Origin of the sequence: Aeromonas sp. Prich7-2 (assembly GCF_017939255.1) — a bacterium.
In the GTDB taxonomy this organism is placed as follows: domain Bacteria; phylum Pseudomonadota; class Gammaproteobacteria; order Enterobacterales; family Aeromonadaceae; genus Aeromonas; species Aeromonas caviae.
The window spans coordinates 186,424-212,529 of record NZ_JAGKRI010000117.1 but is presented as its reverse complement, the minus strand read 5'-3'; the positions used below and the strand labels follow the sequence as shown (position 1 = coordinate 212,529).

22 protein-coding genes and 1 pseudogene are annotated in these 26,106 nt (G+C 62.2%); 15 read left to right on the top strand and 8 right to left on the bottom strand.

Annotation, left to right across the window (positions count from 1 at the left end):
• Window positions 1–40: 40 nt before the first annotated feature.
• Window positions 41–985, bottom strand: coding sequence for a D-2-hydroxyacid dehydrogenase (locus tag J9892_RS16975; RefSeq protein ID WP_043152907.1), 945 nt, complete (start codon window positions 983–985; stop codon window positions 41–43).
• A gap of 161 nt (window positions 986–1,146) precedes the next feature.
• On the opposite strand from J9892_RS16975, the gene J9892_RS16970 reads away from it, so the two are divergent.
• The 3 genes and pseudogenes from J9892_RS16970 (at window position 1,147) to J9892_RS16960 (ending at window position 4,134) form a co-directional block, all read left to right on the top strand.
• Entirely contained in the window at window positions 1,147–1,728 is a 582-nt protein-coding gene (locus tag J9892_RS16970; protein WP_042864483.1) for a YjaG family protein, read from the top strand.
• A gap of 225 nt (window positions 1,729–1,953) precedes the next feature.
• Window positions 1,954–3,297: pseudogene (locus J9892_RS16965) on the top strand (potassium channel family protein).
• Between the two features lie 237 nt (window positions 3,298–3,534).
• Window positions 3,535–4,134: a Yip1 family protein gene (locus J9892_RS16960; RefSeq protein ID WP_029314835.1), complete on the top strand. Its 600-nt coding sequence runs from the start codon at window positions 3,535–3,537 to the stop codon at window positions 4,132–4,134.
• Window positions 4,135–4,248: 114 nt separating this feature from the next.
• On the opposite strand, the gene J9892_RS16955 is transcribed toward J9892_RS16960, so the two are convergent.
• Window positions 4,249–4,581: a hypothetical protein gene (locus J9892_RS16955; RefSeq protein ID WP_039039727.1), complete on the bottom strand. Its 333-nt coding sequence runs from the start codon at window positions 4,579–4,581 to the stop codon at window positions 4,249–4,251.
• Window positions 4,582–4,964: 383 nt separating this feature from the next.
• Here J9892_RS16955 and J9892_RS16950 point away from each other — a divergent pair, with 383 nt between their 5' ends.
• Window positions 4,965–6,458: a histidine-type phosphatase gene (locus J9892_RS16950; RefSeq protein ID WP_043152899.1), complete on the top strand. Its 1,494-nt coding sequence runs from the start codon at window positions 4,965–4,967 to the stop codon at window positions 6,456–6,458.
• Window positions 6,459–6,511: 53 nt separating this feature from the next.
• Here J9892_RS16950 and J9892_RS16945 read toward each other — a convergent pair whose 3' ends face one another.
• Window positions 6,512–7,387 carry an EamA family transporter gene (locus J9892_RS16945; protein WP_043152972.1) on the bottom strand — a complete coding sequence of 292 codons (876 nt, stop codon included), beginning with the start codon at window positions 7,385–7,387 and terminating at the stop codon, window positions 6,512–6,514.
• Between the two features lie 95 nt (window positions 7,388–7,482).
• Between J9892_RS16945 and J9892_RS16940 the strand changes: the two genes are divergently transcribed.
• Entirely contained in the window at window positions 7,483–7,941 is a 459-nt protein-coding gene (locus J9892_RS16940; protein ID WP_039039724.1) for an Lrp/AsnC family transcriptional regulator, read from the top strand.
• Window positions 7,942–8,028: 87 nt separating this feature from the next.
• Here J9892_RS16940 and J9892_RS16935 read toward each other — a convergent pair whose 3' ends face one another.
• From J9892_RS16935 to treR, 4 genes are all read right to left on the bottom strand, one after another.
• Complete coding sequence (locus J9892_RS16935; protein WP_043152895.1) at window positions 8,029–8,649, bottom strand: sugar O-acetyltransferase; 621 nt, start codon at window positions 8,647–8,649, stop codon at window positions 8,029–8,031.
• Window positions 8,649–10,313, bottom strand: coding sequence for an alpha,alpha-phosphotrehalase (treC, locus tag J9892_RS16930; RefSeq protein WP_210538603.1), 1,665 nt, complete (start codon window positions 10,311–10,313; stop codon window positions 8,649–8,651). The genes J9892_RS16935 and treC overlap by 1 nt, the downstream gene beginning before the upstream one ends.
• A gap of 88 nt (window positions 10,314–10,401) precedes the next feature.
• Window positions 10,402–11,832 (bottom strand): PTS trehalose transporter subunit IIBC, encoded by a 1,431-nt coding sequence (gene treB, locus J9892_RS16925; RefSeq protein ID WP_104454813.1) that lies wholly within the window; start codon window positions 11,830–11,832, stop codon window positions 10,402–10,404.
• Between the two features lie 186 nt (window positions 11,833–12,018).
• Window positions 12,019–12,966 carry a trehalose operon repressor TreR gene (gene treR, locus J9892_RS16920; protein WP_180907083.1) on the bottom strand — a complete coding sequence of 316 codons (948 nt, stop codon included), beginning with the start codon at window positions 12,964–12,966 and terminating at the stop codon, window positions 12,019–12,021.
• Between the two features lie 134 nt (window positions 12,967–13,100).
• Here treR and J9892_RS16915 point away from each other — a divergent pair, with 134 nt between their 5' ends.
• Together J9892_RS16915 and manA are read left to right on the top strand one after the other, a co-directional pair.
• Entirely contained in the window at window positions 13,101–14,051 is a 951-nt protein-coding gene (locus tag J9892_RS16915) for an AEC family transporter (protein WP_200164343.1), read from the top strand.
• A 402-nt stretch (window positions 14,052–14,453) separates the two neighbouring features.
• Window positions 14,454–15,653, top strand: a complete 1,200-nt coding sequence (gene manA, locus J9892_RS16910; RefSeq protein WP_052814394.1) for a mannose-6-phosphate isomerase, class I — start codon at window positions 14,454–14,456, stop codon at window positions 15,651–15,653.
• Window positions 15,654–15,682: 29 nt separating this feature from the next.
• Here manA and J9892_RS16905 read toward each other — a convergent pair whose 3' ends face one another.
• Entirely contained in the window at window positions 15,683–16,981 is a 1,299-nt protein-coding gene (locus tag J9892_RS16905; protein WP_052814395.1) for a PTS transporter subunit EIIC, read from the bottom strand.
• 244 nt (window positions 16,982–17,225) lie between these two features.
• On the opposite strand from J9892_RS16905, the gene J9892_RS16900 reads away from it, so the two are divergent.
• From J9892_RS16900 to J9892_RS16865, 8 genes are all read left to right on the top strand, one after another.
• Window positions 17,226–17,531 (top strand): PTS sugar transporter subunit IIB, encoded by a 306-nt coding sequence (locus J9892_RS16900; protein ID WP_041211761.1) that lies wholly within the window; start codon window positions 17,226–17,228, stop codon window positions 17,529–17,531.
• Between the two features lie 27 nt (window positions 17,532–17,558).
• Window positions 17,559–18,905 carry a PTS sugar transporter subunit IIC gene (locus tag J9892_RS16895; RefSeq protein ID WP_200164344.1) on the top strand — a complete coding sequence of 449 codons (1,347 nt, stop codon included), beginning with the start codon at window positions 17,559–17,561 and terminating at the stop codon, window positions 18,903–18,905.
• Window positions 18,906–18,952: 47 nt separating this feature from the next.
• Window positions 18,953–20,335, top strand: a complete 1,383-nt coding sequence (locus J9892_RS16890; protein WP_052814397.1) for a glycoside hydrolase family 1 protein — start codon at window positions 18,953–18,955, stop codon at window positions 20,333–20,335.
• Window positions 20,336–20,367: 32 nt separating this feature from the next.
• A complete protein-coding gene (gene chbA, locus J9892_RS16885) occupies window positions 20,368–20,679 on the top strand; it encodes a PTS N,N'-diacetylchitobiose transporter subunit IIA (protein ID WP_042070700.1) in 312 nt (103 codons plus the stop codon).
• A gap of 14 nt (window positions 20,680–20,693) precedes the next feature.
• Entirely contained in the window at window positions 20,694–21,596 is a 903-nt protein-coding gene (locus tag J9892_RS16880) for an ROK family protein (RefSeq protein WP_042070701.1), read from the top strand.
• Between the two features lie 135 nt (window positions 21,597–21,731).
• The gene (locus tag J9892_RS16875) at window positions 21,732–23,078 is read left to right on the top strand and encodes a carbohydrate porin (protein ID WP_200164345.1); all 1,347 of its coding nucleotides are present in this window, start codon (window positions 21,732–21,734) and stop codon (window positions 23,076–23,078) included.
• 11 nt (window positions 23,079–23,089) lie between these two features.
• A complete protein-coding gene (locus J9892_RS16870) occupies window positions 23,090–25,279 on the top strand; it encodes a CBM35 domain-containing protein (RefSeq protein WP_052814398.1) in 2,190 nt (729 codons plus the stop codon).
• Window positions 25,280–25,467: 188 nt separating this feature from the next.
• Window positions 25,468–25,923 (top strand): CBM35 domain-containing protein, encoded by a 456-nt coding sequence (locus J9892_RS16865; RefSeq protein WP_042070708.1) that lies wholly within the window; start codon window positions 25,468–25,470, stop codon window positions 25,921–25,923.
• The last annotated feature ends 183 nt before the right edge of the window (window positions 25,924–26,106 follow it).

The window sequence follows — 26,106 nt, the reverse complement described above, 5'->3', positions numbered from 1 at the left end:
GCCCCGCAAACTGGCGGGGCCTTTTCATTGCAGAACGGCTTCAATAACCCTTGTCAAAGTCGATCCTGCCGTCCAGCTGCTGACCATCGATGAAGCGGATGTAGTTGCGGATGAAGATCTGGGCCACATCTTCCGGGAAGCTGTAGGCGCTGTTGTGGGGCGTCACGATGAGATTGGGCTGGTGCCAGAGCGGGCTGTCAGCGGGCAGGGGTTCCTGCTCGAACACATCGAGCACCGCCATGGCGGGCTTGCCGGCTTGCAGTGCCGCCAGCAGATCCCCCTCATGGACGGCATTGCCCCTGCCGACGTTGAAGAAGATGGCGCCCGGTTTGCAGTGGCCGAAGCGTTCGGCGGTGAAGAGATGGCGTGTCTCGCGGGTGGCGGGCAGCACGCTGACGATGACATCGGCCTGGGCCAGCATCTTGTTGAGTGCCGGCAATTGGTACACCTGATCGAACCCGGCACGCTCACGGCCACTGTGGCTGATGCCGAGCACCCTCATGCCAAAATGTTTGCCGGTGTGGGCGATATGCTGCCCTATGCTGCCGGTGCCGAGCAGCAGCAGCGTCTTTCCCTTCAAGCCCTGATAGGGATGGCTCTGCCAGACGCCCTGTTGCTGCTGCTCGCGATAGAGTGGCAACTGGCGGGTCAGGCTGAGCAGATGGCCGAACACATACTCGCTCATCAAGGGGCCGAAGATGCCGCGGACATTGGTGAGCAGGTAGTCGCGGCGGCAACTGGCGTCCAGCAGCACGTCGACCCCGGCATAAGTGGACTGGAGCCAGCTGAGCTTGCCGGCCTTGGCCAGCAGCGGCTTGGCCCGGGCAGGCTCGGCCATCAGGATATGAGCGTCACCGATAAGCTGTTCGGCCTCGGCCTGATTGTCGGCCCGAAGAATGTGCAGATGGGGAAGATGGGCCGCCTTGAGCAGGCGTTCATAGTGGCTGTTGTCCTGACTCAACAGCAGCAGGGTACGTTGGCTCATACTCTTGTTCCTTATCGTGTTTATGGCAAGGCGAGAGGGATGCTGTCTCCATCTTACCCCAGTTGATCGGGCAAGATAGTCGAGCAGGGCGCTTTTTCATTTTTAGACGGGGCCCTCGTGGGCTACAATCTGCCCCACATTTTGCAAAGGATCCGACTCCAGTGTTTGGTGACAAGTTTTATAAGCGACTGGCCGAGCTGCAGCCCTGGCAGCAAACCGTCTATACCCTGGCGCTGGCAGAGCGCATGTACCCCAACTATGTGCTCTTTACCCAGGCCTCCGGTTTCGGGGATGCGAGGGCATTCCGTCACGCGCTGGATCAGATGTGGAACTACCTGACGGTCAAGGGATCCCGCGTCAATCTTGGTGCCATTCTGGAAGCGTTTGAAGTCTACATTCCCGATCCCCGCAAGTTTGAATCCTACGGCGCCTATCCGGCACTGGACGCCTGCGTGGCGCTGGGTTGTGCCTACAACTCGGTGATCTGCCGGGTGGGGGAAGAGGCCAACGACGCCAGCCATGCGTCTGTCGGCACGGTCGCCGGCTTCATAGAGATGCTGGAAGAGCGGGATCTCAGCGATGAGGAGCTCTATGAGCACGAGTACATGGAGGCCGAGCTGGAGTTCCAGGTCGAACTGCTCAAACGGGTGGCCCATGAACGGGACAGCGATCGCATCCTTGCCATCCGCGCCTTCGCGGCCCAGGACGGCGTCTCCAACATCGGCATCAGCCTGGAGGCGTAACGCCATCGCGTACTGCCCATAGAAAAAGCTCCCGGTCGGGAGTTTTTTTTATCTCTGAGCGTTCATTTTTTGGTGTGTGAGAAAGCATTTATGCATTTTTTTCAAATGGTTAACTTTTTTTCTCCTGATTCTTAGGGGCCATTCGTTGCTGTTGTAAGCTCGCTTCTATTGGTTGCACTTGACAGAGAATCACCGACGAGAACAACTCCATTACTGAGGTCATCTATGAATGCAACAGAGCTTTGGCTGCTTTCCCCCGAGCAATTCAACGAGTGACGGCGTGAGAACGATTATCCCCGTATCTGGGCGCTGCTGGTGGCGTCGCTGCCCCATTTCGACGACTGGATGGCGGAGCAGAAGATAGAAAAAAGCGTGATCTTCCAGATCGGCATCGCCCGCTTCATCAGCTCCCGCTGCGTGCTGAGCCTTTGTGTCTACATGAGCGACGACAAGGTCCGCCTGTATGAGAGCGCCTCGAGTGCACTGGAATCCCTGCGCAAGAGCGGCCTCATCCGCTCGGAGACCCGTTTCGAGCCTTACAGCATGTGGCTGGCGGGAAAACATGGCAATGACGAGGTGAAACGGGTGCAAAGCCTGCTTTCGGTCTCGGAGAACAACAAGGGGGAGGCCCAGGTGCTGGGCAAGCATCGTTTGCTCAACATCGGCGGTGTTACCCTCAAAAGCCCCATCATCTCCGGCCGGTTGCTCGATTTTACCTGTCTCGACGAGCTCTCTCTCGATGGGGCCGTCAACAACTCCAAGGTTTATCTGTGGCACTGCTCGGCCAAGGGGGTCAGGGTCAATGGCGGGGTGATCGGGCTCGATCTGTTCGACTCCCTGCTGTGGGACCACAGGGCCTGGGCCAAGAAGCGGGAGCTGGCGCTGGAGGACGGGGTCTTTCAGGACTTCACCATAGAGTGCGAGGAGATCCGCTTCCACTCCTCCCGGGCGGTGCTGAAAAACTTCAGCGTCAGCGCCAAGAACTTCGATGCCACCATGGAGCACACCAACCTGGACAAGGTGGAGGTGGTCTACAACGACAATGGGCGGATCGACCACAACGAGGCGAGCAAACTCTATCGCAATGCCAAGCGTCTCTTCTCCAGCGTGGGTGACACCGTCGACGCCGGCGAGTGCTACTACAAGGAGAAGCTGCACGAGATGAAGTCCCTGGCGAGCCCGCGGGAGCTGTTCCGGGAGCGCTGGTTGCGCAGCGGTCCGATGACGAAGTGCTGGCTCTCCCTGTTGTGCTATCTCAAGTGCGCGGGCAAGTTCATCAGCTTCATCACCTGGGGGTTTGGGGAGCGTCCCATCAGAAGCCTGCTGATGTCGATGGGGGTGATCCTGCTGGCGACCCTGACCTATTTCCTGGCACCGGAGTCTGCAACCCACGGCCATCTGGGGCGCTCCCTCTATTTCAGCATCGTCACCTTCGTGACCCTGGGTTATGGGGACATCTCCCAGACCTCCTCGCCGCTGCAACTGCTGTCGGCCATCGAAGCCTTCTGCGGCATGTTCCTGACCGGTCTCTTCCTCGCGGGTTTTGCCTCGAAAACCAAGCAGTATTGACGGGAGTGCCGGCGGCGGGTGCCATCAGTGCCCGCCTCCGGTGCCCTCCTGCTGTCTTCCCATCCCTCCCGGCTGGCTCGGCGACCCTGCTTGACGCAGCGGCGGTGGAGCGACTTTATTTAAAGTCATCGCATGCCATGGCAAGCGATGGCGCCACCAGCGCCCGGACATGACGCAATCAGAGGAGAAAGCCCGGTATCGATCCGCCAACCACCGATGTAGAGAAGGAATAACGCTATGATATTGAATCACTTATGGGGATTGTATGCCCATCCCCACACCGAATGGCATACCATAGACGAGCGGCACGACAGCTTCAGAAACAGTCTGACCCACATCCTGCTCGTGGCCCTTATCCCTCCCATCTGCGCCTACTATTCCGCCGTTCACATCGGCTGGAGCATCGGGGTCGGTGATCCCATCACCCTGACCGCCAACAGTGCATTCAAGCTGTCGGTCGCCATGTACGTGACCCTCATCATCGGCGTGCTGGCACTCTCCTATCTGGTGCACTGGATGGGGCATACCTTCGGCTCGGATCCCAGCTACACGACCTCGCTGGAGCTGGCGGCCTACACCTCCACGCCACTCTTCATGGTGGGCTTCTCCGCTTTCTTCCCGCATCTCTGGTTCGTGATGCTCATCGGTTTGGTCGGGCTGACCTATTCCGTCTACCTGCTCTATATCGGCGTGCCCATCCTGATGCACATCACCAAGGAGCAGGGATTCATCTACGCCAGCTCAGTGGTGACGGTCGGCCTGGTGTTGCTGGTCTGCGTGCTGGCTGCCACGGCCATCCTGTGGGGATCCGGCTTCGGTCCCGTCTTCACCCAGTAGCCGTGCGTGCCGACGGCAACGACGACAAGGGCGCCTTGATGGCGCCCTTGTCGTTGATCTCTCGCCTGGTCGGCGTGTCTTTGCCAGACCCTGGAGGGAAGTCGTCTGCGTTGATCAGCGGGGATTGCCGCTGCCGATGCCAAACGGGATGCGGTAATCGCTGCTCTGATCGCCGAGGCTGACGGTCAGGTTGCCCTGGGCGCGGCTCGGGATCTGTACCTGTTGGGTACCCATCAGGTTGGCGTGGACGGAGGCTACCAGATCACCGGATTCATCGCGCACCTCCAGCATGGGGTTGGCCTTGCCGGCCATGGCGGCGCTGGCATGCCAGTTCACGAACAGCACACCCGGGGTGGCGTTGAAGTCGGCGGGGACGGAAGCCTGGGCAACACCGGCGCTCATCAGGCCTGCAACGGCCAGCATCTTGATCACGTTTTTCATGTTCATTCACTCTCTTGGTTTTTATGTCATTGGCAAGGCCTGACAGGCCTGCATCAATGCATCCTTGCAAGAGGTCATTCAAATGGTGTGTTGTTTTGTCACGGATGTTTGTCACCCATATGGATGGGGGACGGCCATGAACGACCAGTTGTTTTGCGGCTTGGCGCTCCTGCCTAAGCGATGCGTGAATATTAAGCGCCTCACCCGGTCATTGTTAGCGAGATAAACTGGCCTACACGTTCAAAAAATATGAATGATGTTTTGTGGGGGGGACATAGACGGGTTGGAGGGGAGTCACCCTTCCGGAGAGAGGTGCATGTCCCAGACCTGACACCGGATTGTCACATCCGGTGCGTACTGTGCGGTTTCATTTTAAAACTGCTTCAAGGATGGCTATGTTTCGCGTCTCTTCCCTTGCCGCCTGCGTGGCGGCCACCCTGCTGAGCGGCTGCAATTCGGGCAACGACTCCTCCTCGCCTGCCGTCGGCGACTATCAATACAGCACCAAGGCGGTCTATGCCGCCCGTCAGGCAATGAACAGCTATGAGGTTGCCCCTGAAGGCTTTAGTCCCGTCTTCACCGAACTGGTGGCACGCCATGGCTCCCGCTCGCTGTCCAGCCCCAAATACGATGTGCTGACCAAGCTGGTGTGGGAGGATGCCGCGAGGCAGGGGGCCTTGACCGAGCTGGGCCAACGGCTCGGCGCCAAGGTGGACGCCGTCACGGCCGCCAACCAGACCCTCGGCTATGGCCTGCTGAGTGCGCTCGGTAAGGAGGAGCACGCCAACCTGGCGACCCGGCTCGCCGAACGGCTGCCCACCCTGCTGGCCACTGAATCGACTCCCCTCTGCCTCAAGGTCGAGACATCGGGCAAGGATCGCGCCAACGAAAGCGCCTACTTCTTCATGCAGAGCCTGGCCAAACGGGTCTCTCTGGTGACAGACAGCCCCGACTGTTACGTCAGCCAGGAGAACCCTTCCGAGATCGACAAGGGGCTGCGCAACAAGTTCGAGCTCTACTTCCACAAGACCGAGCCGCAGGGGGAGTACACCCGGTATCTGCCCACCTTCCAGGCCTATCAGGCCTTTGTCGGGGACGAAGATAACGGGGTGGCTCCCGCTCCCGAGCTGACCGAGGCCCTCGATGCGCTCAAGGCCCTGCCCAGGACCCGGGTGATGGCCCGCGAGATGCTCGAGCGTCTCTACAGCAAGGCCTTCGTCGACGAGCTGGCCGCCGGGGTGGATTACGTGGCGGTGAATCCGGAAGACGGCGGCAAGACCCATGTGCGCGACGAGGTGGACGCCGCCCTCATGCTCTACAACCTCTTCATCATCGGCCCGGGGATGATCCGGGAGGCGCAGGCACAAGGCGGGTCCTGGGATTTCGAGCAGTTCATCACGCCAGAGGAGTCTGCCTGGTTCTCCTACCTTTCCGATGCCGAGGACTTCTACGAGAAGGGGCCGAGTCTTGCCAGCCAGAGCACCACCTACGCCGTGGCCCAGCCCCTGCTTGACGGCCTCTTCAACGAGGTACAGACCCAGGTGGTGGAAGAGGCGGGCGAGCATGTCGCCAAGCTGCGCTTCGCCCATGCGGAGACCCTGATCCCGCTGGCGGCCCTGATGAAGCTGGAAGGGAGCCGCCAGAGCGCCCAGCCCGGCGTGCTGATGAGCCAGGAAAACAACGAATGGCGTGGCGGCTGGGTCTCTCCCTATGCGGCCAATATCCAGTGGGATGTCTACCGCAACGAGGCCGGCCGGGTGCTGGTGAAGATGCTTTACAACGAGAAGGAGCTCGCCTTCAAGGCAGGTTGCTCCCCCATTGCGGTGGGCAGCTTCTTCTATGACTTCGGCGAGCTCAAACGCTGTTACGACTACTCGTCCTGACGCGCTCGTACCATCCCCGGGGCCGGTCATCGCCGGCCCCGATTTTTTTTGGTTCAGGCGGAGCCGGCTTGTCGACGACCCGCCTGCCAGGTGGTGCCCATGGAGGCGGCGATGATGGCGGTTATCCCGAGCCATTGGGACGGGGGCAACTGCTCGCCCAGCCATACCAGTCCCATCAAGGCTCCCATGGCCGGTTCACCGCTGGTGAGAATGCCGTAGCTCTTGAGGGGAAGGCGGCGCAGGGCAAACATCTCGAGAGAGTAGGGGATGGCGCTCGAGAGCAGCCCCACCCCGATGATGGTGAGGATCACGGGGACGGTGAATGAAGCCTCGATCGCACCCTCAAGCCCGAAGGGCAATACCAGCAGGGTGCCCACCCACATGCCCAGCGCCGGAGCCTGTGCGCCCAGCAAGGCTCCTGCCCGCTTTCCGGTGAGCATATAGAGCCCCCAGAAGAGGCCAGCCCCGAGAGCCAGTGCGGCACCCAGGGGATCGATGGCCTGCTGTGTTGCCCGCAGGGGCAAGAGCAGCAGCAGCCCGGCGATGGCCAGTATCAGCCAGATGAAGTCCGCCCGGTGGCGTGAGGAGATCAGAGCCACCGTCAGGGGGCCGATGAACTCGATGGCCAGGGCTACGCCGAGGGGAATGCGTGCGATGGCCAGATAGAAGAGCAGGTTCATGGCCCCAAGCGACAGGCCGTAGGGGATGGCGCCCAGCAGGGTGCGTCGGTCGAGGGGGGCACGCCAGATGCGAAACACCAGGGAGAGGAGGAGGGCGGCGCACCCCAGCCGGAACAGGGTCGTACCTGCGGCACCCAGCAAGGGAAACAGGGATTTGGCCAGGGAGGCGCCGAGGGTGATCGACAACATGGCGAGCAGGACGGCCAGAAGAGAGGAGAGGGCATTGGGATTGGGTTGCATGGTGTTCATACCGGGCAGGACGATGAGCAATAAAATATATCTGGATACTTGGGTAAACCGGTCTAATACTGGCCTTGTGCGATAATTTTTATCTAATGAACCCCATGACCGACAAATTTGATCTGCTCATCCTCGCCGAGCTGCAACAGGATGCTCGTCTGCCCACGCCGGAGCTGGCCCACAGGGTCGGTCTTTCCGCCCCAGCCTGCTACCGCCGCGTCCGCGCCTTGCGGGAGTCCGGTCTCATCGAGCGGGAAGTGGCGCTGGTGGCACCGTCCACCATGGGCTGGCCCATCACCATGCTGGTGCTGGTGACCCTGGAGCGGGATCATGGCCGCATCGTCGATGAGATGATCGCCAGCCTGCAGCGGGAACCCGAGGTGATGGATCTCTGGTATGTGACGGGGGAGCAGGACTTCGTGCTGCAAGTGGCCGCCAGGGACATGCAAAGTTACGAGCAGTTCACCCGTCGGGTGCTCCATGCCAGGGACCAGGTGCGCAGTTTCAAGACTCTGGTGGTCATGGGACAGCACAAGCGTTGCGGCGCCTTGCTGCCCGGGTAAAGAGGGGGTTGCGCCGAAGCCTTGCCGGCATTGCGGGAGCGCCGTCAGGGAAACGAACAGGGGCAGGTACGGCCTGCCCCTTCTGTGTCAGCCAGGTTCTCCGGGCGCCAGCTCCTCTGCCGTCATGGGGCGCAAGACCCGGCAGGGATTGCCGACCGCCACCACGCCTGCCGGAATGTCTCTGGTGACAACTGATCCCGCCCCGATGACGCTGTTGTCCCCTATGGTGACGCCCGGGCAGATGACGACGCTGCCCCCAATCCAGACGTTGTTGCCGATACGCACCGGCTTGCCGAACTCCACCCCCTTGATGCGCGGCGCTACCGCCACCGGGTGGGTAGCGGTGTAGATCTGCACTCCGGGGGCCAGCAGCACGTTGTCGCCTATGTGTACCTCGCACACATCCAGGATGGTGCAGTTGAAATTGGCGTAGAAATTCTCGCCGACAAAGATGTTGGCGCCATAGTCGCAGAAGAAAGGGGGCGTGATGAAACAGCGTTCTGCGCGGCCACCCAGCAGGCGGGTGAGGCGCTCATCCCAGTCAGGGGCATCGGTTCGCTCCCGGTTCAGTTCTCCCAGCAGGGCGCGGCACTGCTCCCGCGCAGCCCGCAGTTCGGGGTCCCCTGCATCATAGGGCGCTCCCGCCACCATCTTCTGCCACTCGGGGCCACGCACGGCGGGCCGCTGCACTGTTGTTGCGTCAGTCATCATTGCTCCATCAGCCAGATCAGGGATTCGTAAGGGCGCAGCTTGCAGGATTGCGGGCGGGCCGGGCTATCCGGGTAGTTGCCAAGCAGCAGTCGCCCCTCCCCGCTTTGCAGCTCGGCAGGCAAGGCAAACTCCACCGGCTCGCCGTAGAAGTTGCTCACAACCAGCAGGGTCTGACCGTTGGTGCGGCGGACATAGGCCCAGATCTGCGGATGCCCGGTCAGCAGCTCTTGATAATCTCCCTGAGTGAAGATGGGGTGCGCCTTGCGAAGGGCGATGAGATCCCGATAGTGCCAGAACACCGAGTGCTGGTCGGCGAGCGCCGCCTCGGCGTTGATCTCGGGGTAGTTGGCGGCTGGCTTGAGCCAGGGCGTCCCGCTGGTGAAACCGGCGTTGGCGGCGGCGCTCCACTGCATCGGGGTGCGCGAGTTGTCCCGGGACTTGGCGCCGAGAATGGCGAGGATCTCGGCCTCGCTCATCCCTTCCGCCTGCTTGATGGCGAAGATGTTGCGGCTCTCCACATCCTGATAGTCGTCGATGTGCTGATAGCCGGGGTTGGTCATGCCGATCTCCTCCCCCTGATAGATGTAGGGGGTGCCTTGCAGGCCGTGCAGCGTGCTGGCCAGCATCTTGGCGGCCACTACCCGCTGTTCGCCCTCGTCACCGAAACGGGAGACGATGCGCGGCTGATCGTGGTTGCACCAGAAGAGCGCCGACCACCCCTTGCCATGCATACCGCTCTGCCAGTGGTTGAAGATGCGCTTGAGTTCGAGGAAATCGAACGGGGCCTTGGTCCATTTGTCGCCGCCCGGGTAATCCACCTTGAGGTGATGGAAGTTGAACACCATGGAGAGCTCGGAACCATCCAGCGCGCCATAGCGCTGGCAGTGTTCCAGGCTGGTGGAAGACATCTCGCCCACCGTCATGGCCCCCACGGGGGCGAAGACGTCGCGGCTCACATCCTGCAAAAATTCGTGGATGCGCGGCCCGTCGGTGTAGAAGCGGCGGCCATCCCCCACCTCGTCGTCAGGGAATGCCTGATCCTTGGAGATGAGGTTGATGACGTCGAGGCGGAAACCGTCGACCCCTTTCTTCGCCCAGAAATGGATGATCTTCTTCACCTCGGCGCGCACGGCCGGGTTCTCCCAGTTGAGATCCGCCTGCTCGCGGGCAAAGAGGTGCAGGTAGTACTGGCCGGTGGCCGGGTCCAGCTCCCAGGCGCTGCCGCCAAACTTGGATTGCCAGTTGTTGGGCACGCCGCCGTCCACCGGATCTTTCCAGATGTAGTAGTCGCGATAGGGGCTGTGCTTGTCCCCCAGCGCCGACTTGAACCAGGCGTGCTCGGTGGAGGTGTGATTCACCACGATATCCATCACGATGCGGATGCCGCGCGCATGGGCGGCGCCCAGCAGGGCCTCGAAATCGCTCATGGTGCCGTAGGCGGGATCTATGTTGAGGTAATCGGCGATGTCGTAGCCGTTGTCCACCTGGGGGGAGACATAGACCGGGGTCAGCCAGAGGGCATCGACGCCGAGGGTCTTGAGGTAGTCGAGGCGGGCCATGATCCCCTTGAGATCACCGGTGCCACGGGCGCCGGAATCCTGAAAGCTTTTGGGGTAGATCTGGTAAATCACGGCGCTTTGCCACCAGGGTGTCTGTGTCATGGTTGGTTCGCTCATTGGTTGAAACCGGATTAGTTGGAACAGGGCAACGATAAAGGGCGGAGCCAGGGCTCCGCCGAGGTTGTGTGGATCAGGCCGTGGCCAGATCCAGCTTGCCGGCAGCCTGCTGGCGCTTGTAGACCAGCAGGGTCAGCAGGGCGGGGACCACGATGGCCACCAGCATGGCGACGGCGTAGATGCCCCAGTATTGCGGCTGGATGGAGAGGATGCCCGGCAGGCCGCCCACCCCGATGCCGTTGGCCATCACCCCGGCGAAGCCGCAGATGAGAGCCGCACAGCTTGAGCCCACCATGGCGCACAGCATGGGGAACTTGTACTTGAGGTTGATGCCGTACATGGCCGGCTCGGTCACCCCGAGATAGGCGGAGATGGCGGCCGGGACCGAGATCTCCCGCTCGTTCTCCTTGCGGCTGATCAGGATGATGCCGACGACCGCAGACGCCTGGGCGATGTTGGAGAGGGCGATCAGCGGCCAGATGGGGGTGCCGCCCATGCTCTGCATCAGTTGCAGGTCCACCGCGTTGGTGGTGTGGTGGATGCCGGTGATGACCAGGGGCGCATAGAGGAAGCCGAACAGGGCTGCGCCGATGGGGGCAAACGAACCCGTCATGGCCGCCTTGGCGGCAAAGCCGACGCCGTCACCAATCCAGCGGCCGAACGGACCGATCAGGGCGTGTGCCACGATCACCGCCAGCAGCAGGGAGATGAAGGGCACAATCACCAGGTAGAGATAGGCCGGGATGATGCGCTTGAGGCTGGTCTCCACCCAGGCGAGGAAGACACCCGCCAGCAGGGCCGGAATGACCTGGGCCTGATACCCCACCTTCTGGATGACGAAGAGGCCGAAGTCCCACACTTCCGGGGTCTGCTGGCCGATGCCATAGGCGTTCATCAGTTGCGGCGACACCAGCGTGATACCCAGCACGATGCCGAGGATCTCGGAGCCGCCCATCTTCTTCACCGCAGACCAGCAGACACCCACCGGCAGGAAGTGGAAGATGGCTTCACCCAGCAGCCAGAGGAAGGCGTGCACCTGGGCCCAGAACTGGCTGATCTCGGTGAGGGTGTGGGTGCCGTCGTCGAACATCTTGATGTCGCCGATGACGTTGCGAAAGCCCAGGATCAGACCACCGGTGATGATGGCGGGCAGCAGGGGGACGAAGATCTCCGCCAGGTGGGAGATGCCGCGCTCCAACGGGTTCATGTTGTGGCGGGCGGCCTGCTTGGCGGCCTCCTTGCTGCCACCGCTCACGCCGATCTCCTGGGTGAGCGCCTTGTACCACTGATCCACCTCGTTGCCGATCACCACCTGGAACTGGCCGCCCTGGGTGAAGCTCCCCTTCACCGAAGGGATGGTCTCGATGGCCTTGGGATCGGCCTTGGCCGGATCGGCCAGCACGAACCTGAGCCGGGTCAGGCAGTGGCTGACAGTGGTGATGTTCTCTTTGCCGCCGATCCGCTCGATCAGCTGCGCCAGATGCTGTGTGTTGACTTTTGACATGAGCCTTCCCTCTGTGACTCCATGAATAATGGTCGTGTCTTTACCGGCTGGCCAAGGACCGCCCGTTTATTGGTATCGTTCCCAATCAGCATGAAGCCAGTGGCTGGCATCGGCAATGGGAACGTTCCCAATTCGTGGCACTGGTCACAAAAAGCGCAAAACGCCGGGAATGGAGGAAAAGATAGACTACAGGGGCTGACAGGGGGCGATGGTCGCTCTGGGGGGCTGCCCCTCTTCAATCTGGTCGAGCAGCTGTCTGGCGGCCAGGATGCCGGCGTCCTTGTAGCCGAAATCCAGGCTGAGGGTGTTGGCAAAGAGGAAAGTCAGCATGGGATTGCTGCCAAGGCCGCTCACCAGGATGTCGGTGCGACCCTGCTCCTGCAGGTATTTGGCGGCGCCGATGGCCAGGGTGTCGCTGGCACAGACCATGGCCTGGGTGGTGGGGGTGAGCAGCTCGGCCGCGAGCCGATAGCCGCTTTGCAGACCGAGATCCCCGAGGGCGCTGCGGGGTGTGCGCCCCTGTTCCCGACAGTAGTCGAGGTAAGCCTGATGCCGACGCAGCCCAGTGGTGAGATCGCTGCGTTCCACCCCGAGATAGGCGACCTCGGTCAGGCCACGCTCCCCGAGGTGGGCGAGCACGGCGCGCACCGCCCCGTCATCGTCGAAGCAGACCGACGAGAAGCCGGGGCGCTCGCGGGCCATCAGCACCAGTTTCTCCCTGAGCGGCGCCATGGTGGCATAGTCCAGATCGTTGAAGGCAAACAGGATGATGCCGTCCACCCCGCGCCGCTCCAGCACCGCCAGGTGCTCGCTCACCTTGGCGGGGGAGAACTTGCTCTCCATCAGCACGGCGTCGTAGCCACGCTGGTAGAGGGTCTCCAGCATGCCGCGCACCGCCTGGTTCTCGGAGCTGGAGTCGAGGCGCGACACTACGATGCCGACCACCTGCTGGCTCTGGCTGCGCATGGCCCGCGCCGATTTGCTCGGGACGAAACCGTGCTGGGCGATCACCGATTCGACCCTGGCCCTGGTCTGGGCATTGACCTTGGGATCCTGATTGAGCACCCGGGAGACGGTCGACTTGCCGACCCCGCTGAGGCGAGCGATATCGAGGATGGTCAGTTTCTTTTCCATGGGGGATCCGTGACAGGGGAGGGCGACAACCGGGATGCAGACATTGTTGTGATTAACTCCTGTGAATACAAGCCCATGGCGTTAGAATGCCCTTTCCCAGGCGACTTTCTTCGCCGTTGCACAGGACGCGCATCATGGATCTGTTGGCAAGTCTGCACTTCTCTCTCTCCATCACGGGCCCCATCTGTCTGGTGCTGGTACTCGGCATCTGGCTCAAGCGGCTGGGTCTCTTGCCCGACAGCTTCGTCGAGTCCGCCTCCCGTCTGGTGTTCCAGGTCACCCTGCCAGCTCTCTTGTTCCTGAGCATGGTGCGCACCGATTTTTCCACCATGCCGAGCCCCTGGCTCATCCTCTATGGCCTGCTCGGCACCCTCGCCGGTTTCCTGGTGCTGGAGGTGCTGGCGGCCCGTTTCATCGGCGAGCAGAAATTGCGGGGCATCTTCGTGCAGGGCAGCTTTCGCGGCAACATGGGGATCATGGGGCTGGCCTATGTGCAAAACGCCTACGGCCCGGAGGGGATAGGGGCCGCCGCCCTGCTGGTGGGCTCCATCACAGTGCTCTACAACATCCTTGCGGTGATCACCCTGACCCGCAGCCTGGGGGGCGGAAAGGGGCTCGCCCCCATACTCAAGGGGATCGTCAAAAACCCCCTCATCATCGCCATTCTGGCGGCCCTGCCCTTCGGTCTGCTCGGCATCGAACTGCCCCAGCTGGTCATCACCACGGGCAACTATTTCGCCAACATGACCCTGCCGCTGGCCCTGCTGTGCACCGGCGCCAGCCTCAACCTCAAGGCCCTGCGCGGCGGCGCCATGCTGACCGGCTGGGCCACGGTCAACCGGCTGTGCTGCATCCCCGTGCTGCTGGTGCTGGGGGCCTGGGCGCTCGGCTTCAACCCGCAGGCCCTCGGCATCCTGTTCCTCATCAGCTCCACCCCCACCGCCGCCGCCAGCTATGTGATGACCCGCTCCATGGGCGGTGACAGCGCCCTGGCGGCCAACATCATCGCCACCACCACACTGGGCTCGCTCGTCACCACCAGCCTGGGGGCTGCCCTGATGAACTATCTGGGCTTGATGGGCTAGCCCGGCACTCAGGGCAGACCCAACTCTCTGGTCTGCCCTGACCCGTCTCCGACGAACAGCCTTCTCAGTCATTTCCTCCTGCTTTGGAAAGCGCTTGCCGCCCAGTGGGCCGGCAGGCTCCGAGTATTGCCCTCTGTCGCTCATCATTCCCCCTGCTGGCTGACGTCCTTATCCTCCTGGGCCGTATCATGACACCACGCTAGGTCGTGGCTGCCTGAACGACGCCTGCCCTTGATGCGCAGGCGCGCTGGACAGAGGGTTTCCTCCCTTATGTCGAGCTGTCGCCACCCCCCTCTCATGGCGTCATTATCTGATGTGGATCACTCCAATAATGGAAACCGGTTTCCGTGATTGGATTGGACTGATACATTCCGGACATCTCCCTTCCACCATCACCATGAGATGTCCATCATGCATTTATCGACAGCATTTCTGATGCGAAACCCGATCCAGGAATATGACTGGGGTAGCCGTGACGCTTTGACCCGGCTGTTCGGGATCACGAATCCGGAGCGCAAGCCACAGGCCGAGCTCTGGATGGGGGCTCATCCCAACGGCTGTTCACAGGTCGAGGTAGCTGGCCTGCCGACGCCTCTGTCCGAGCTGATCGCCGGGCGCGGCGTGGCGATACTGGGCGAATCCACCTACGCCCGCTTCGGGGGGCTGCCCTTCCTGTTCAAGGTGCTCTGTGCCGAGAAGGCGCTCTCCATTCAGGTTCACCCCAGCAAGGCTCAGGCCGAGGCCGGGTTTGCTCGCGAGGTGGCGGAGGGTATCGCCATCGATGCTCCCTACCGCAACTATCGCGATGACAACCACAAGCCCGAGCTGGTGTTCGCCCTGACCCCCTATCAGGCGATGAACGGTTTTCGTGACTTTGCCGCCATCCTGGCGCTGTTTGAGCGGGTGGCAGCGGCCAGTCTGGCGCCGCTGGTGGAGGCGTTCGCCGCCGACCAGAGCGAGGGCGGACTGGCACGTTTCTTCCGGGCTCTGCTGACTCTGGAGGGGGAGAGCAAAGAGACGGCACTCGCCGCCCTCATGATCTGTGCCGAGCGCGATCGTCAGGACGAGACCTTTGCCCTGGTGCTGGACCTGTTCACCCAGTATCCGGGGGACGTGGGTCTGTTTGCTCCCCTGTTGCTCAATGTGGTGACGCTGCAACCGGGCCAGGCCATGTATCTGGATGCCGGCACCCCCCACGCCTATGTCCATGGGACCGGGCTCGAGATCATGGCCAACTCCGACAACGTGCTGCGGGCCGGGCTGACCGCCAAGCATCTGGACGTGGACGAACTGCTCGCCTGCACCAAATGCCTGCCCAAGCCGGTCGAGACGCTCCTGATCTCGCCCCGTGCGGAGGAAGGGGCGCAACACTTCGATGTGCCTGTCCCCGACTTCACCTTCAGTGTCTACGGAGCGGGGGAACACAGGCTGGTCACGGCGAGCGCGGAGATCCTGTTTGCCATCAATGGCTCCCTCTCCCTGCACCGTGACGGTCAGCCCCCCCTGGTATTGGATAGGGGGCAGTCAGCCTTCCTGCCAGCCTGCCTCGGCCCTTATGAGGTGCAGGCCCAGGGCAGTTTTGCCCGCGCAGGCAACCGTTGAGTCAGGCCGCCTCGGGGCGGCCTGGTTGATCAGTGGGCCCTGCGCTCCGTCTCCTGGGCCAGCAGCATCCGCTCGTGAGCGATGAAGAAGGGGCGATAGAGCACGTAGCTGTTGAGGATGCAGACCAGCACCATGAGGGCGTTGGCCAGGCTGCCATTGGCGGCCCAGGCTGCCCCCAGGGGAGAGGGCATGGACCAGGGCAACATGGCGACGAAGCGATCCAGGTAGCCCCACTCGGTCAGCAGCCAGGCCAGGGTGGCATTGACCATGGGGACCCCGATGAAGGGCAGGAAGAAGAGCGGGTTCATGATGATGGGAAAACCGAACAGCAGGGGCTCGTTGATGTTGAACAGCGAGGGGATGAGGCCGAGCCGGCCGACCGAGTGCAGGGTTCGGCTGCGGCTGCGCATGGCCATGAAGACCAGGGGCAGTGTGGTGCCTATGCCTCCGATCAGCAGGTAGTAGTCCCAGAACCCCTGCAGGAAGATGTGGGGCAGGGGCTCCCCCGCCATCAGTGCGCCCTGGTTGGCGCTCAGACCCGCCATCCAGAACGGGGAGAGCAGGCCGTTGACGATGAGGGCCCCGTGCACCCCCATGAACCAGAGCAGGTGTGCCACCAGCAGGGCGATGAGCAGTGCCGGCAAGGTATCTGCACCGGTGACCAGGGGCTGGAACAGGTACTCCATCAGCTCGGGCAGCGATATCCCGAAATTCTGTTGCAGCCAGAGCCGCAGCAAGCTGAGGGAGAGGGTGATAAACAGCAGGGGAATGATCAGCTGGAATCCCTGCCGGGTCATCAGGGGGACCTCCTCGGGAAACTGGATGATCCAGCCGGCCCGCTGGAACAGGCGGATGACCTCCACCGTATAAAAGGCCGCCAGCAGGGCGGTGAAAATCCCGAGTCCTCCCAGGTAGCCGAAGACCCCTCCCTGCGCCGAGCGAAAGTCAATGAGCAGCAGGAAGGCGACGCAGCCGCACAGGCCGGAGAGGCGCTCCGGCATCTCATACGCCTTGGCCAGGCTGGCGGCGGCTCCGAAGGCGATGATGAGGGAGACCAGGCCGGCGGTATGGCTGTAGACAGGATACAGCCAGGGCATCAGCTGCTGGGAGAGGTCCCGCAGGGCGATGGCCAGCGGGTGGGCGTTGTCGCTGGCGACAGGGGGATAGAGGATGGGCACCAGCAGACTGCCGACGATGATGAAGGGCATGGCGAGCTGAAACCCGTCTCTGAGTGCCATCACGTGCCGACTGCGTGTCAGCCAGTTGGCAACCGGTATCATTCTTTGTTCAACAATGCTGGCCAGCATCCCCATCACTTGCATGTTCATTGCGGCATCTTTCCTCTTCTCGCCAGGCGCTATGGCGTGCCTCCATTCTGCTCTCTTTCGGACTCAGCGTCCGTATTCACCAACCGAGTTTCCCTGTTTTTCTAGCTGGCTCACAAAAAAGGCGCGCTTCTCCGGGGAATGGTCGACCTGGATCACAAATGAAATGAATCAAAATGGAAACCGGTTTCCATTTATTTCCGAGATCGGCACAATCCCTCCCATACCACCCCAAGGAGATTATCTGATGAAGAAGATCATGTTGTGCTGCTCCTCCGGCATGTCCACCAGCCTGCTGGTCAAGAAGATGAAGGAAGAGGCGGCGAAACGCGGCCTGGAGGCCGAGATCAACGCCTTCGGTGCCAGCGAGTTCGACAACCAGATGCCCCACTACCAGGTCGTGCTGCTCGGCCCCCAGGTCAAGTACATGCAGGCGGAGCTGGCCGGGCGTGCGGCACCGCACGGCGTGCCGGTGGCCACCATCGACATGATCGATTACGGCATGCAGCGGGGCGACAAGGTGTTGGACCATGCGCTGTCGCTGATCGGCTAACCCGGCTCATTTCACAAGGAACAGTCCATGAACTCGCTTTACGACCGCTTCGTCTCGGTGATCGAGCAGAAGATAAGCCCACTGGCCGGCCGTCTCGGTCAGCAGAAGTACATCCAGGCCATCCGCGATGGTTTCATCGCCGCGCTGCCTTTCATGATCGTCGGCAGCTTCATGCTGGTGTTCATCTTCCCCCCCTTCTCGCAAGAGACCCAGTGGGGCTTTGCCCGGGCCTGGCTTGACTTCGCCGGCACCTATCAGGCCCAGCTGCTGCTGCCGTTCCAGCTCAGCATGGGGCTGATGACCCTGTTCATCTCGGTGGGCATCGGTGCCAGCCTAGCCCGGCAGAACGGACTGGATCCGGTCACCACGGGCCTGCTCTGCCTGATGGCCTTCATGCTGGTGGCCGCGCCCGTCAAGGATGGCCAGATCTCGATGCAGTACTTCTCGGGCCAGGGGATCTTCACGGCCCTGATCACCGCCATCTATGCCGCCGAAGTCTATGCCTTCCTCAAGAAGCACAACATCACCATCAAGCTGCCTCCCCAGGTGCCGACCGGGGTGGCGCGCTCGTTCGAGGTGCTGATCCCGGTGTTGCTCATTATCCTGACCCTGCATCCGCTCAATCTGATCCTTGAGAGCAGCACGGGGATGATCCTGCCCGAGGCCATCATGGCCCTGATCAAGCCCCTGGTCGCCGCCTCCGACACCCTGCCCGCCATGCTGCTGGCCGTGCTGCTGTGCCAGATCCTCTGGTTTGCCGGGATCCACGGCGCCCTGATCGTTACCGGCATCATGAACCCCTTCTGGATGGCCAATCTGGCCAACAACCAGGCGGCCATGGCGGCGGGCGAGGCACTGCCCCACATCTTCCTGCAGGGCTTCTGGGATCACTACCTGCTCATCGGCGGTGTCGGCTCCACCCTGCCGCTGGCCTTCCTGCTGTTGCGCAGCAAGGCGGCCCACCTGAGATCCATCGGCAAGATGGGCGTGGTGCCGGGTCTGTTCAACATCAACGAACCCATCCTGTTTGGCGCCCCTATCGTGATGAACCCGGTGTTCTTCCTGCCCTTCATCCTGGTGCCCATGATCAACGCCACCCTGGCCTGGTTCGCGCTGGATCTGGGGCTAGTGGCACGGGTGGCGTCCCTGACCCCCTGGACCACTCCTGCCCCCATCGGCGCCTCCTGGGCCGCGAACTGGGCCATCAGCCCGGCGCTGATGTGCATCCTGTGCATGTGCTCGGCCGCCGTCATGTATTACCCCTTCCTGAAAGCCTACGAGCGCAGCCTGCTCAAGCAGGAAGAGGAGAGAGAAGAAGCTGAAAAAGCCTTCACCGGCGACGTCGCCATGGCGACCCGTCAGAACATCCGCTAATCGAACCACCGGCCGCCAGTCCATGGCGGCCTGACAGGAGACACACCATGCAGTTCCGTTTCCCCGACACCTTCTGGTGGGGCAGTGCCTCATCCGCCCCTCAGGCCGAGGGCGCTAGTCTCCAGGGCGGCAAGGCCCCGACCATCTGGGATCACTGGTTTGCCATCGAGCCGAACCGCTTCCACCAGCAGGTGGGACCGGCCGATACCTCCACCTTCTACCAGCATTTTCGGGATGACATCGCCCTGATGCAGGAGATAGGTCACAACAGTTTCCGCACCTCCATCTCCTGGGCGCGCCTCCTGCCCCAGGGGCGTGGCGAACCCAACCCGGAGGCGGTGCGCTTCTACCACGCCATGCTCGACGAGTTGCTGGCCCGTGGCATCACCCCCTTCATCAACCTGTTCCACTTCGACATGCCGATGTCCATGCAGGAGCAAGGGGGCTGGGAGAGTCGCGAGGTGGTCGACGCCTTCGCCGAGTTTGCCGCCACCTGCTTCCGGCTGTTCGGGGGCAAGGTCAAACACTGGTTCACCTTCAACGAGCCGATCGTGCCGGTCGAGGGGGGCTATCTCTATGACTTCCACTACCCGAACGTGGTGGACTTCCGCCGTGCCGCGACCGTGGCCTACCACACCATGCTGGCCCACGCCAAGGCGGTGCAGGCCTATCGCGCCCAAGGCCAGGATGGCCAGATCGGCATCATCCTGAACCTAACCCCTTCCTATCCACGTTCCCAGCATCCGGCGGATCTGAAGGCGGCCAACATTGCCGACCTCTTCTTCAACCGCAGCTTCCTCGACCCGGCGGTCAAGGGTGAATACCCGACCGAGCTGGTGGCGCTGCTGCGGGAATATGACCAGTTGCCGGCCAGCGAGCCGGAAGATCGCGCGCTGCTGGCCGCCGGCAAGGTGGACCTGCTCGGTGTCAACTACTACCAGCCGCGCCGGGTCAAGGCCCGCAGCAACGCGGTCAATCCCGCCAGCCCCTTCATGCCGGAGTGGTTCTTCGACTACTACGAGATGCCGGGTCGCAAGATGAACCCGCACCGGGGCTGGGAGATCTACGAGAAAGGCATCTACGACATCCTGGTCAACCTGCGGGACCACTACGGCAACATCCCCTGCTTCATCTCTGAAAACGGCATGGGGGTCGAGGGGGAGGAGAAGTTCCTCGGCGAGCAGGGCCAGATCCAGGACGACTACCGCATCGCCTTCATCCGCGATCACCTGAGCTGGGTGCACAAGGGAATAGGTGAGGGGTGCCAGTGCCTTGGCTATCACCTCTGGACCTTTGTCGACAACTGGTCGTGGAGCAACGCCTACAAGAACCGTTACGGCTTCGTCCGCCTCGATCTGGCGACCGGCGAGCGCCGCATCAAGAAGAGTGGCGAGTGGTTCGCCGACGTATCCCGCAACGGCGGCTTCTGAGCCGGCATCACAGCAACACCAAGGAGTACAAGATGTTTGATCTCGAAGAAACCGTCATGGGCATCATCATTAACGCCGGCCAGTCCCGCAGCCTGTGTTACGAGGCGCTGCGCAGCGCCAAGCAGGGGCAGTTTGCCGAGGCGGACGACCTGCTGCGGCAGGCCACCGAGGCGGCCAACGCCGCCCACGCGGTGCAGACCAGGCTGATCGAGGCGGATCAGGGGGAGGGCAAGATCCCGGTCACCCTGGTGCTGGTGCATGCCCAGGATCACCTGATGACCTCCATGCTGGCCAAGGAGCTGGTGTGCGAGCTCATCGAACTCTACCGCCGTCAGGCCGCCTGAGAGAGGAACGCGAGATGTTGCGACTGGGACTGGATATCGGTGGCACCAAGATGGAGGGGCTGCTGCTCGACGGCGAGGGCAACGAGCTGTGCCGGCGCCGCATCGCGACGCCGCAGCAGGGTTACCAGACCTTCATCGAGGTGGTGACCGGTTTTATCCGCGGCTTCGCCGAAGAGGCCGGTGCGCCGGTCAGCATCGGCATCGGCTTGCCGGGGGCGGTGCGTGCCGACAACGGCTGCATCAAGAACGCCAACTGCCTGTTCCTCAACGGCCATCCGCTCAAGGCGGATCTGGAGGCCGCCCTCGGCCAGCCGGTCTGGCTGGCCAACGATGCGGACTGCTTCACCCTGTCCGAGGCCGTTGACGGGGCGGGCAGCGGTGCCAACCTGGTGTTCGGGGTCATCCTGGGCACCGGCTGCGGCGGGGGCATAGTGGCGCATCAGCGCCTGCTGGTCGGTCCCAACGCCATCACTGGCGAGTGGGGACACAATCCGTTGCCCGGCTATGACCCGGTGCGCGATGGCCCGGCCCAGCCCTGCTACTGCGGTCGTCGCAACTGCATCGAGCGCTTCGTGTCGGGGACGGGGTTCGCAGGGCGCTTCGTCGAGCGCCATGGCCGCAGTCTGTCGCCGAAAGGGATCCTGACGGCGGCGGCCGAGGGGGACGAGGAGGCCCAGGCTCACTACGAGCACTTCCTCCATGCCCTGGGGCGCAGTCTGGCGAGCGTCATCAACCTGCTGGACCCGGATGTCATCGTCTTCGGTGGTGGCCTCTCCAACATAGCGCGCCTCTATGAGGACTTGCCGGCGGCCATCACCCCCTGGCTGTTCACCGACCGTTGTCTGACCCGGCTGCTGCCGGCGCGGCACGGGGACAGCAGCGGCGTACGCGGTGCGGCCTGGCTGCCCACCCCCTGATCTGACTCTCTCACCACAGTACCCATACACGGTGCCGGCTGCACCGTGGGGCCGCCCCTTGCCTGCGGCGCCCCTCAATGTCGTGGCCGGGGCCTTTTTTACCACGATAGGACGTTACAAAAAGGAAGAGCAAAGATGGAAAAAATGTACAAGGTCATGCCCCTTTCCCTGCTGACCCTGGCCATGTTCAGCGGCCCCGTGTTGGCCGACAAGTATGACTTCGCCATGCACGGCTATGTCCGCTCAGGCATCCTGGCCAATCAAGATGGCAACCGGGTGGACTCCGTCGGCCTGATGCCGGATGGCAAATGGCGCCTGGGCAACGAGGACAACACCAAACTCGAGCTGATCCCCCAGGTGACCCTGACCTCAGATGCCGGCCCGGTCGCCAAGATCCAGGCCAACCTGACCCATGAGACCGACTGCACGTCTGACTGGAACTGTGTGGATGACGACGGCCACGACATTCAGGTACGCGAGGCCTTTGCCCAGCTGACCAGGCTCGACTTCGCACCGGATGTGGTGTTCTGGGCCGGCAAGCGTTACAGCAGCTCGAACACCTCCAGCCACCAGTACGACTGGGAGTACATCCAGTACAACGGTACCGGGGGCGGGGCGGACAACATCGACATCGGTTTCGCCAAGTTTGACGTCGGCGTCTATGCCTTCACCCCGAGCGACGAGGCCAAGGCCTATCCCCACGACGCGAATGAGCAGGGTTATCCGGACGACTACTCCCTCAACCTCTGGTTCAAGAAGATTGGGGGCGGCCCCATCGATCTGCAACTGGTCGCCCACCACATGAACCAGAACGAGAACAACGCCTGGAAGGAGAGTGCCGAGAAGGGCTATGGCGTCACCGGCATCTACAACTTTGACGGTTTCTACGGTCTGACCGGCGGTTACTCCCGCTTCGTGGCCCAGCTCGGCAAGGGCTTGGCGGCGGGCGACTCCCTCGGCAAGAACGGCTGGGGCTGGTCCAACCTGGATGACACCCAGTCCTGGCGCCTGGTGCTCGACGGCCTGGCCTCTCTCGGCAACGGTTGGGATGTCTCCACCTTCGCCTTCTACCAGAAGGACAAGAGCTACCGCTGGTGGACCGGGGATCAGGATGGTTGGGGCCGTTCCATGTGGGTTGCCGGGGTGCGTCCCATGCAGCAGATCACCCGGAACTTCGCCATGCAGTATGAGGTCGGCTACGAGTACCTCGACGATGACAACTACAAGGGCGTGGCGGGCAGCAAGGGCAAGGGGGGCATGACCAAGGCGACCATAGCGCCGACCCTGACCTTCGACTCCGGCTTCTGGAGCCGTCCGCAGCTGCGTCTGTTCGCCACCTACGCCAAGTGGGATGAGGGCGTCTCCGATGCCATCGACGGCAACTACGACTGGGGGAGCGGCACCCTCTCAGCCGGGGCTTACTCCCGCGGTGGCAAGACGGATACCTGGAACTTCGGTGTCCAAGGCGAAGTGTGGTTCTAAGGAGCACGAGCATGAGATCTCTCTTACGCAATACCCTGAGTTTCTGTGTGCTGTCGGCCCTGGCCGGCAGCACACTGGCGGCGCCTTCCCACTTTGAGCACTTCATCACCCGCCAGGGGGCGGCGCTGATGGATGGCAAGCAGGGGTTCCGCTTTGCCGGCATCCACGCCCCCGAGCTGCACCGCATCGAAGACGATGCGCGCGGCGTGTGCAAGGCCGACCCGCGGGGCTGGGGCCAGTACTTCAAGTGGCCGACCGCCGAGGAGCAGGCCAACTGGATCCGCGCCATGGTGCAGACTGGCGCCAAGGCCCAGCGGGTCTATGTCCTCTCGGTGCAGCAGGAGAACGACCAGGCTTGTGAGCGCGAGACCCACATTCTGGCCCCTGCCACGGCAGACGGCATGCCCGTGCTCAATGAAAAGGCCATGGTGGTCTATGACAACATGATTGCCGAGGCCGACAAGCAGGGGCTACGGCTCATCCTGCCCTTCATCGATCACTGGTGGTGGTGGGGCGGGCGCGAGCAGCTGGCAGCCTTCTACAAGGAGACGGCAGACGACTTCTACGACACCTCGAGCAAGACCTACAAGGCCTATCAGGACATCATCCGCCAGGTGATCACCCGCAAGAACACGATCACCGGCCGTCACTACTATGACGAGAAGGCGATCATGGCCTGGGAGACCGGCAACGAGCTGGAGAACACCAATGAGGCATTCCTGACACGGACCGCGGCCTGGATCAAGCAGTTCGCTCCGCACCAGCTGGTCATCGACGGCACCTACAAGAAGATCAACGACTTCTCTCTCAAGGATCCGAACGTCGACATCATCAGCAACCACTACTACACCAACGCCGGCAACAACCACCCGGATCAGGTGAAGAAGGATCTGACCGCCATCGCCGGCAAGAAGGTCTATCTGGTGGGCGAGTTCGGCCTGCTCGATCACCGGGATCTGGACAACATAATGCAGTCCATCGTCCATACCGAGGTGGATGGTGCCAAGGCGGTGGGGGGCTTCATCTGGGGTTTCCGTGGCCACCGTCACGACGGGGGCTTCTACTGGCACAAGGAGTACACGGGCCACTACAGCTATCACCTGCCCGGATTCCCGATAGAGGGCAAGGCCAACCAGGAGATGGACGTCGTCGACCTGGTGCGCAAGGCGTCGGCCCAGATGGCCGGTCTGGCGCAGGCGCCTGCCCTGCCGGCACCGGACGCTCCGTTGCTGCGCCAGACCGATTCGCCGTTTGCCATCAACTGGATGGGGGCGCCGGTGGGCCGTGCCTATGACATCGAGCGCGCCACTTCCGCCAAGGGTCCCTGGACCCGGGTCGGCAAGGATGTCTCGGATGGCGTCAACGAATGGGACCCGAGCAGGATGAGCCTGTTCAGCGACGACTACGGCTCGCTCAAGCTGGGTCAGACCTACTACTACAGGGTCATTGCCAAGAATGAGTCGGGTGCCTCCCAACCTTCCAACGTGATTTCGGTCAAACACACCCAGCAGAATCTGCCGCCTGTGGTCGAAGTGGGTGGCGATCTGACCACCTCGGTGGATCAGGGCGTCCTGCTCAGCGCCGTCTGGCGTGACGACCAGCTGCCGACCCCGCAGGTCAAGGTGGGGTGGCGCAGCACCGGGCCCCTCGAGGCCAGGTTCTGCCACGGCGATCAGGCCTCGACCCGTGCCTGGTTCCCTCAGGAGGGCGAGTATGAGCTGACCTTCAGTGCCGATGACGGCCTCGCCCGGAGTGCCAGATCCATCAAGGTGAAGGTGGATCGGGCCAGGGGCGAGCTGCCGGTCAGCTACTGCGAGTTCAGCTCTGCCGAGCTGGTGGCCAAAGAGGGTGAGCTGAACGTGGTCAAGAGTGCCGAGAACCAGCTGGAGGTGGCGGCCGACGGTTTCGCCGGTCCGTTTGCCAGCGAGGGTGACAAGATCACCTGGCACGTCGAGGCCCCCTGGTCCGGCGCCTTCAACCTGCACCTGCACTTCAACGGTAAGTGGGGCGGCAAGAAGAACAGCGTCGTCATCAATGGCACCGATATTCACCCGATCGAATTCCCGCAGACCGACGAGGCCGGTCAGGTGCAGGTCGTCCCGGTGCAGCTCAAGCAGGGCAAGAACCTGGTGAGCTTCGGTAAATTCGCCGGTGACTGGGGGTATATGTTCGTGAAGTCCGTCAAGGTCGTGGCGGAATAACAGTACGGGCCGCATCCCATGGCGCGGCCCGTATTCACTCGTGTTTCATTCACATCGGAGAGCGAGTCGTCGGAGGCCTTTTTTGGCGAGTGTGAAATATCGCCTTGTGCGGATTATCCCGATACAGGGTGTCTCTTTCACATATTCAAAAATAGTGCGGCACGACCGTCTCCATGAAGGAGATAAAGATGAAGAAACATATTTTTCTCGGTGCTCTCTGGCTGGTGCTACCCGCGTTGTCCCTGTCTGCGATGGCGGCAGACTATCTGGTCGAGCAGTCGGCCGGAGATGGTCAACTGAATGTGGTCACCAGCGCCAAGGACCAGCTGACCCTGGGAGATGACGGTTTTCTCGGCCCCTTTGCCAGCGAGGGGGACAAGGTGACCTGGACGGTTGCGGTGCCCAGTGCCGGTGAGTACCAGCTTCGCCTCTTCTTCAACGCCAAGTGGGGCGGCAAGAAGAACACCCTGGTGGTCAACGGCGGCGAGCCGGTGCAGATCGACTTCCCCCAGACCGGTGAGGCCGGTGAAGAGAAGGTGATCCCGGTGACCCTGCAGGAGGGCAGCAACAGCATCAGCTTCGGCAAGGCGCCCAATGACTGGGGTTATATGTTCGTGAAATGGATCAAGATCGCGGCCAAATAATCGAACACCTGGCTGCCTGTGCGAGCCGGCAGCCACCTTATTCGCCCATCAGAAATAAATAACAAGAAGGGTCCTGATGCTCTGTGGATGATTTTATTGTCCGCCACAGAGAATGCCTCGGTGGTGTATTTCCATCACGACGTGACAATGAATGATGCGGTATCGCTGTCCTGGTTATGGAAT

Bases quoted from the DNA above. Each gene is read 5' to 3' on its own strand.
- manA (WP_052814394.1), top strand. From the start codon at position 14,454: ATGTCCATCATGCATTTATCGACAGCATTTCTGATGCGAAACCCGATC.
- J9892_RS16895 (WP_200164344.1), top strand. From the start codon at position 17,559: ATGAACTCGCTTTACGACCGCTTCGTCTCGGTGATCGAGCAGAAGATA.
- J9892_RS16950 (WP_043152899.1), top strand. From the start codon at position 4,965: ATGGCTATGTTTCGCGTCTCTTCCCTTGCCGCCTGCGTGGCGGCCACC.
- J9892_RS16905 (WP_052814395.1), bottom strand. From the start codon at position 16,981: ATGAACATGCAAGTGATGGGGATGCTGGCCAGCATTGTTGAACAAAGA.
- J9892_RS16890 (WP_052814397.1), top strand. From the start codon at position 18,953: ATGCAGTTCCGTTTCCCCGACACCTTCTGGTGGGGCAGTGCCTCATCC.
- J9892_RS16870 (WP_052814398.1), top strand. From the start codon at position 23,090: ATGAGATCTCTCTTACGCAATACCCTGAGTTTCTGTGTGCTGTCGGCC.
- J9892_RS16915 (WP_200164343.1), top strand. From the start codon at position 13,101: ATGGATCTGTTGGCAAGTCTGCACTTCTCTCTCTCCATCACGGGCCCC.
- J9892_RS16940 (WP_039039724.1), top strand. From the start codon at position 7,483: ATGACCGACAAATTTGATCTGCTCATCCTCGCCGAGCTGCAACAGGAT.
- treC (WP_210538603.1), bottom strand. From the start codon at position 10,313: ATGACACAGACACCCTGGTGGCAAAGCGCCGTGATTTACCAGATCTAC.
- J9892_RS16945 (WP_043152972.1), bottom strand. From the start codon at position 7,387: ATGAACACCATGCAACCCAATCCCAATGCCCTCTCCTCTCTTCTGGCC.
- J9892_RS16935 (WP_043152895.1), bottom strand. From the start codon at position 8,649: ATGACTGACGCAACAACAGTGCAGCGGCCCGCCGTGCGTGGCCCCGAG.
- J9892_RS16880 (WP_042070701.1), top strand. From the start codon at position 20,694: ATGTTGCGACTGGGACTGGATATCGGTGGCACCAAGATGGAGGGGCTG.
- J9892_RS16975 (WP_043152907.1), bottom strand. From the start codon at position 985: ATGAGCCAACGTACCCTGCTGCTGTTGAGTCAGGACAACAGCCACTAT.
- J9892_RS16865 (WP_042070708.1), top strand. From the start codon at position 25,468: ATGAAGAAACATATTTTTCTCGGTGCTCTCTGGCTGGTGCTACCCGCG.
- J9892_RS16900 (WP_041211761.1), top strand. From the start codon at position 17,226: ATGAAGAAGATCATGTTGTGCTGCTCCTCCGGCATGTCCACCAGCCTG.
- J9892_RS16960 (WP_029314835.1), top strand. From the start codon at position 3,535: ATGATATTGAATCACTTATGGGGATTGTATGCCCATCCCCACACCGAA.
- J9892_RS16955 (WP_039039727.1), bottom strand. From the start codon at position 4,581: ATGAACATGAAAAACGTGATCAAGATGCTGGCCGTTGCAGGCCTGATG.
- J9892_RS16875 (WP_200164345.1), top strand. From the start codon at position 21,732: ATGGAAAAAATGTACAAGGTCATGCCCCTTTCCCTGCTGACCCTGGCC.
- treR (WP_180907083.1), bottom strand. From the start codon at position 12,966: ATGGAAAAGAAACTGACCATCCTCGATATCGCTCGCCTCAGCGGGGTC.
- chbA (WP_042070700.1), top strand. From the start codon at position 20,368: ATGTTTGATCTCGAAGAAACCGTCATGGGCATCATCATTAACGCCGGC.
- treB (WP_104454813.1), bottom strand. From the start codon at position 11,832: ATGTCAAAAGTCAACACACAGCATCTGGCGCAGCTGATCGAGCGGATC.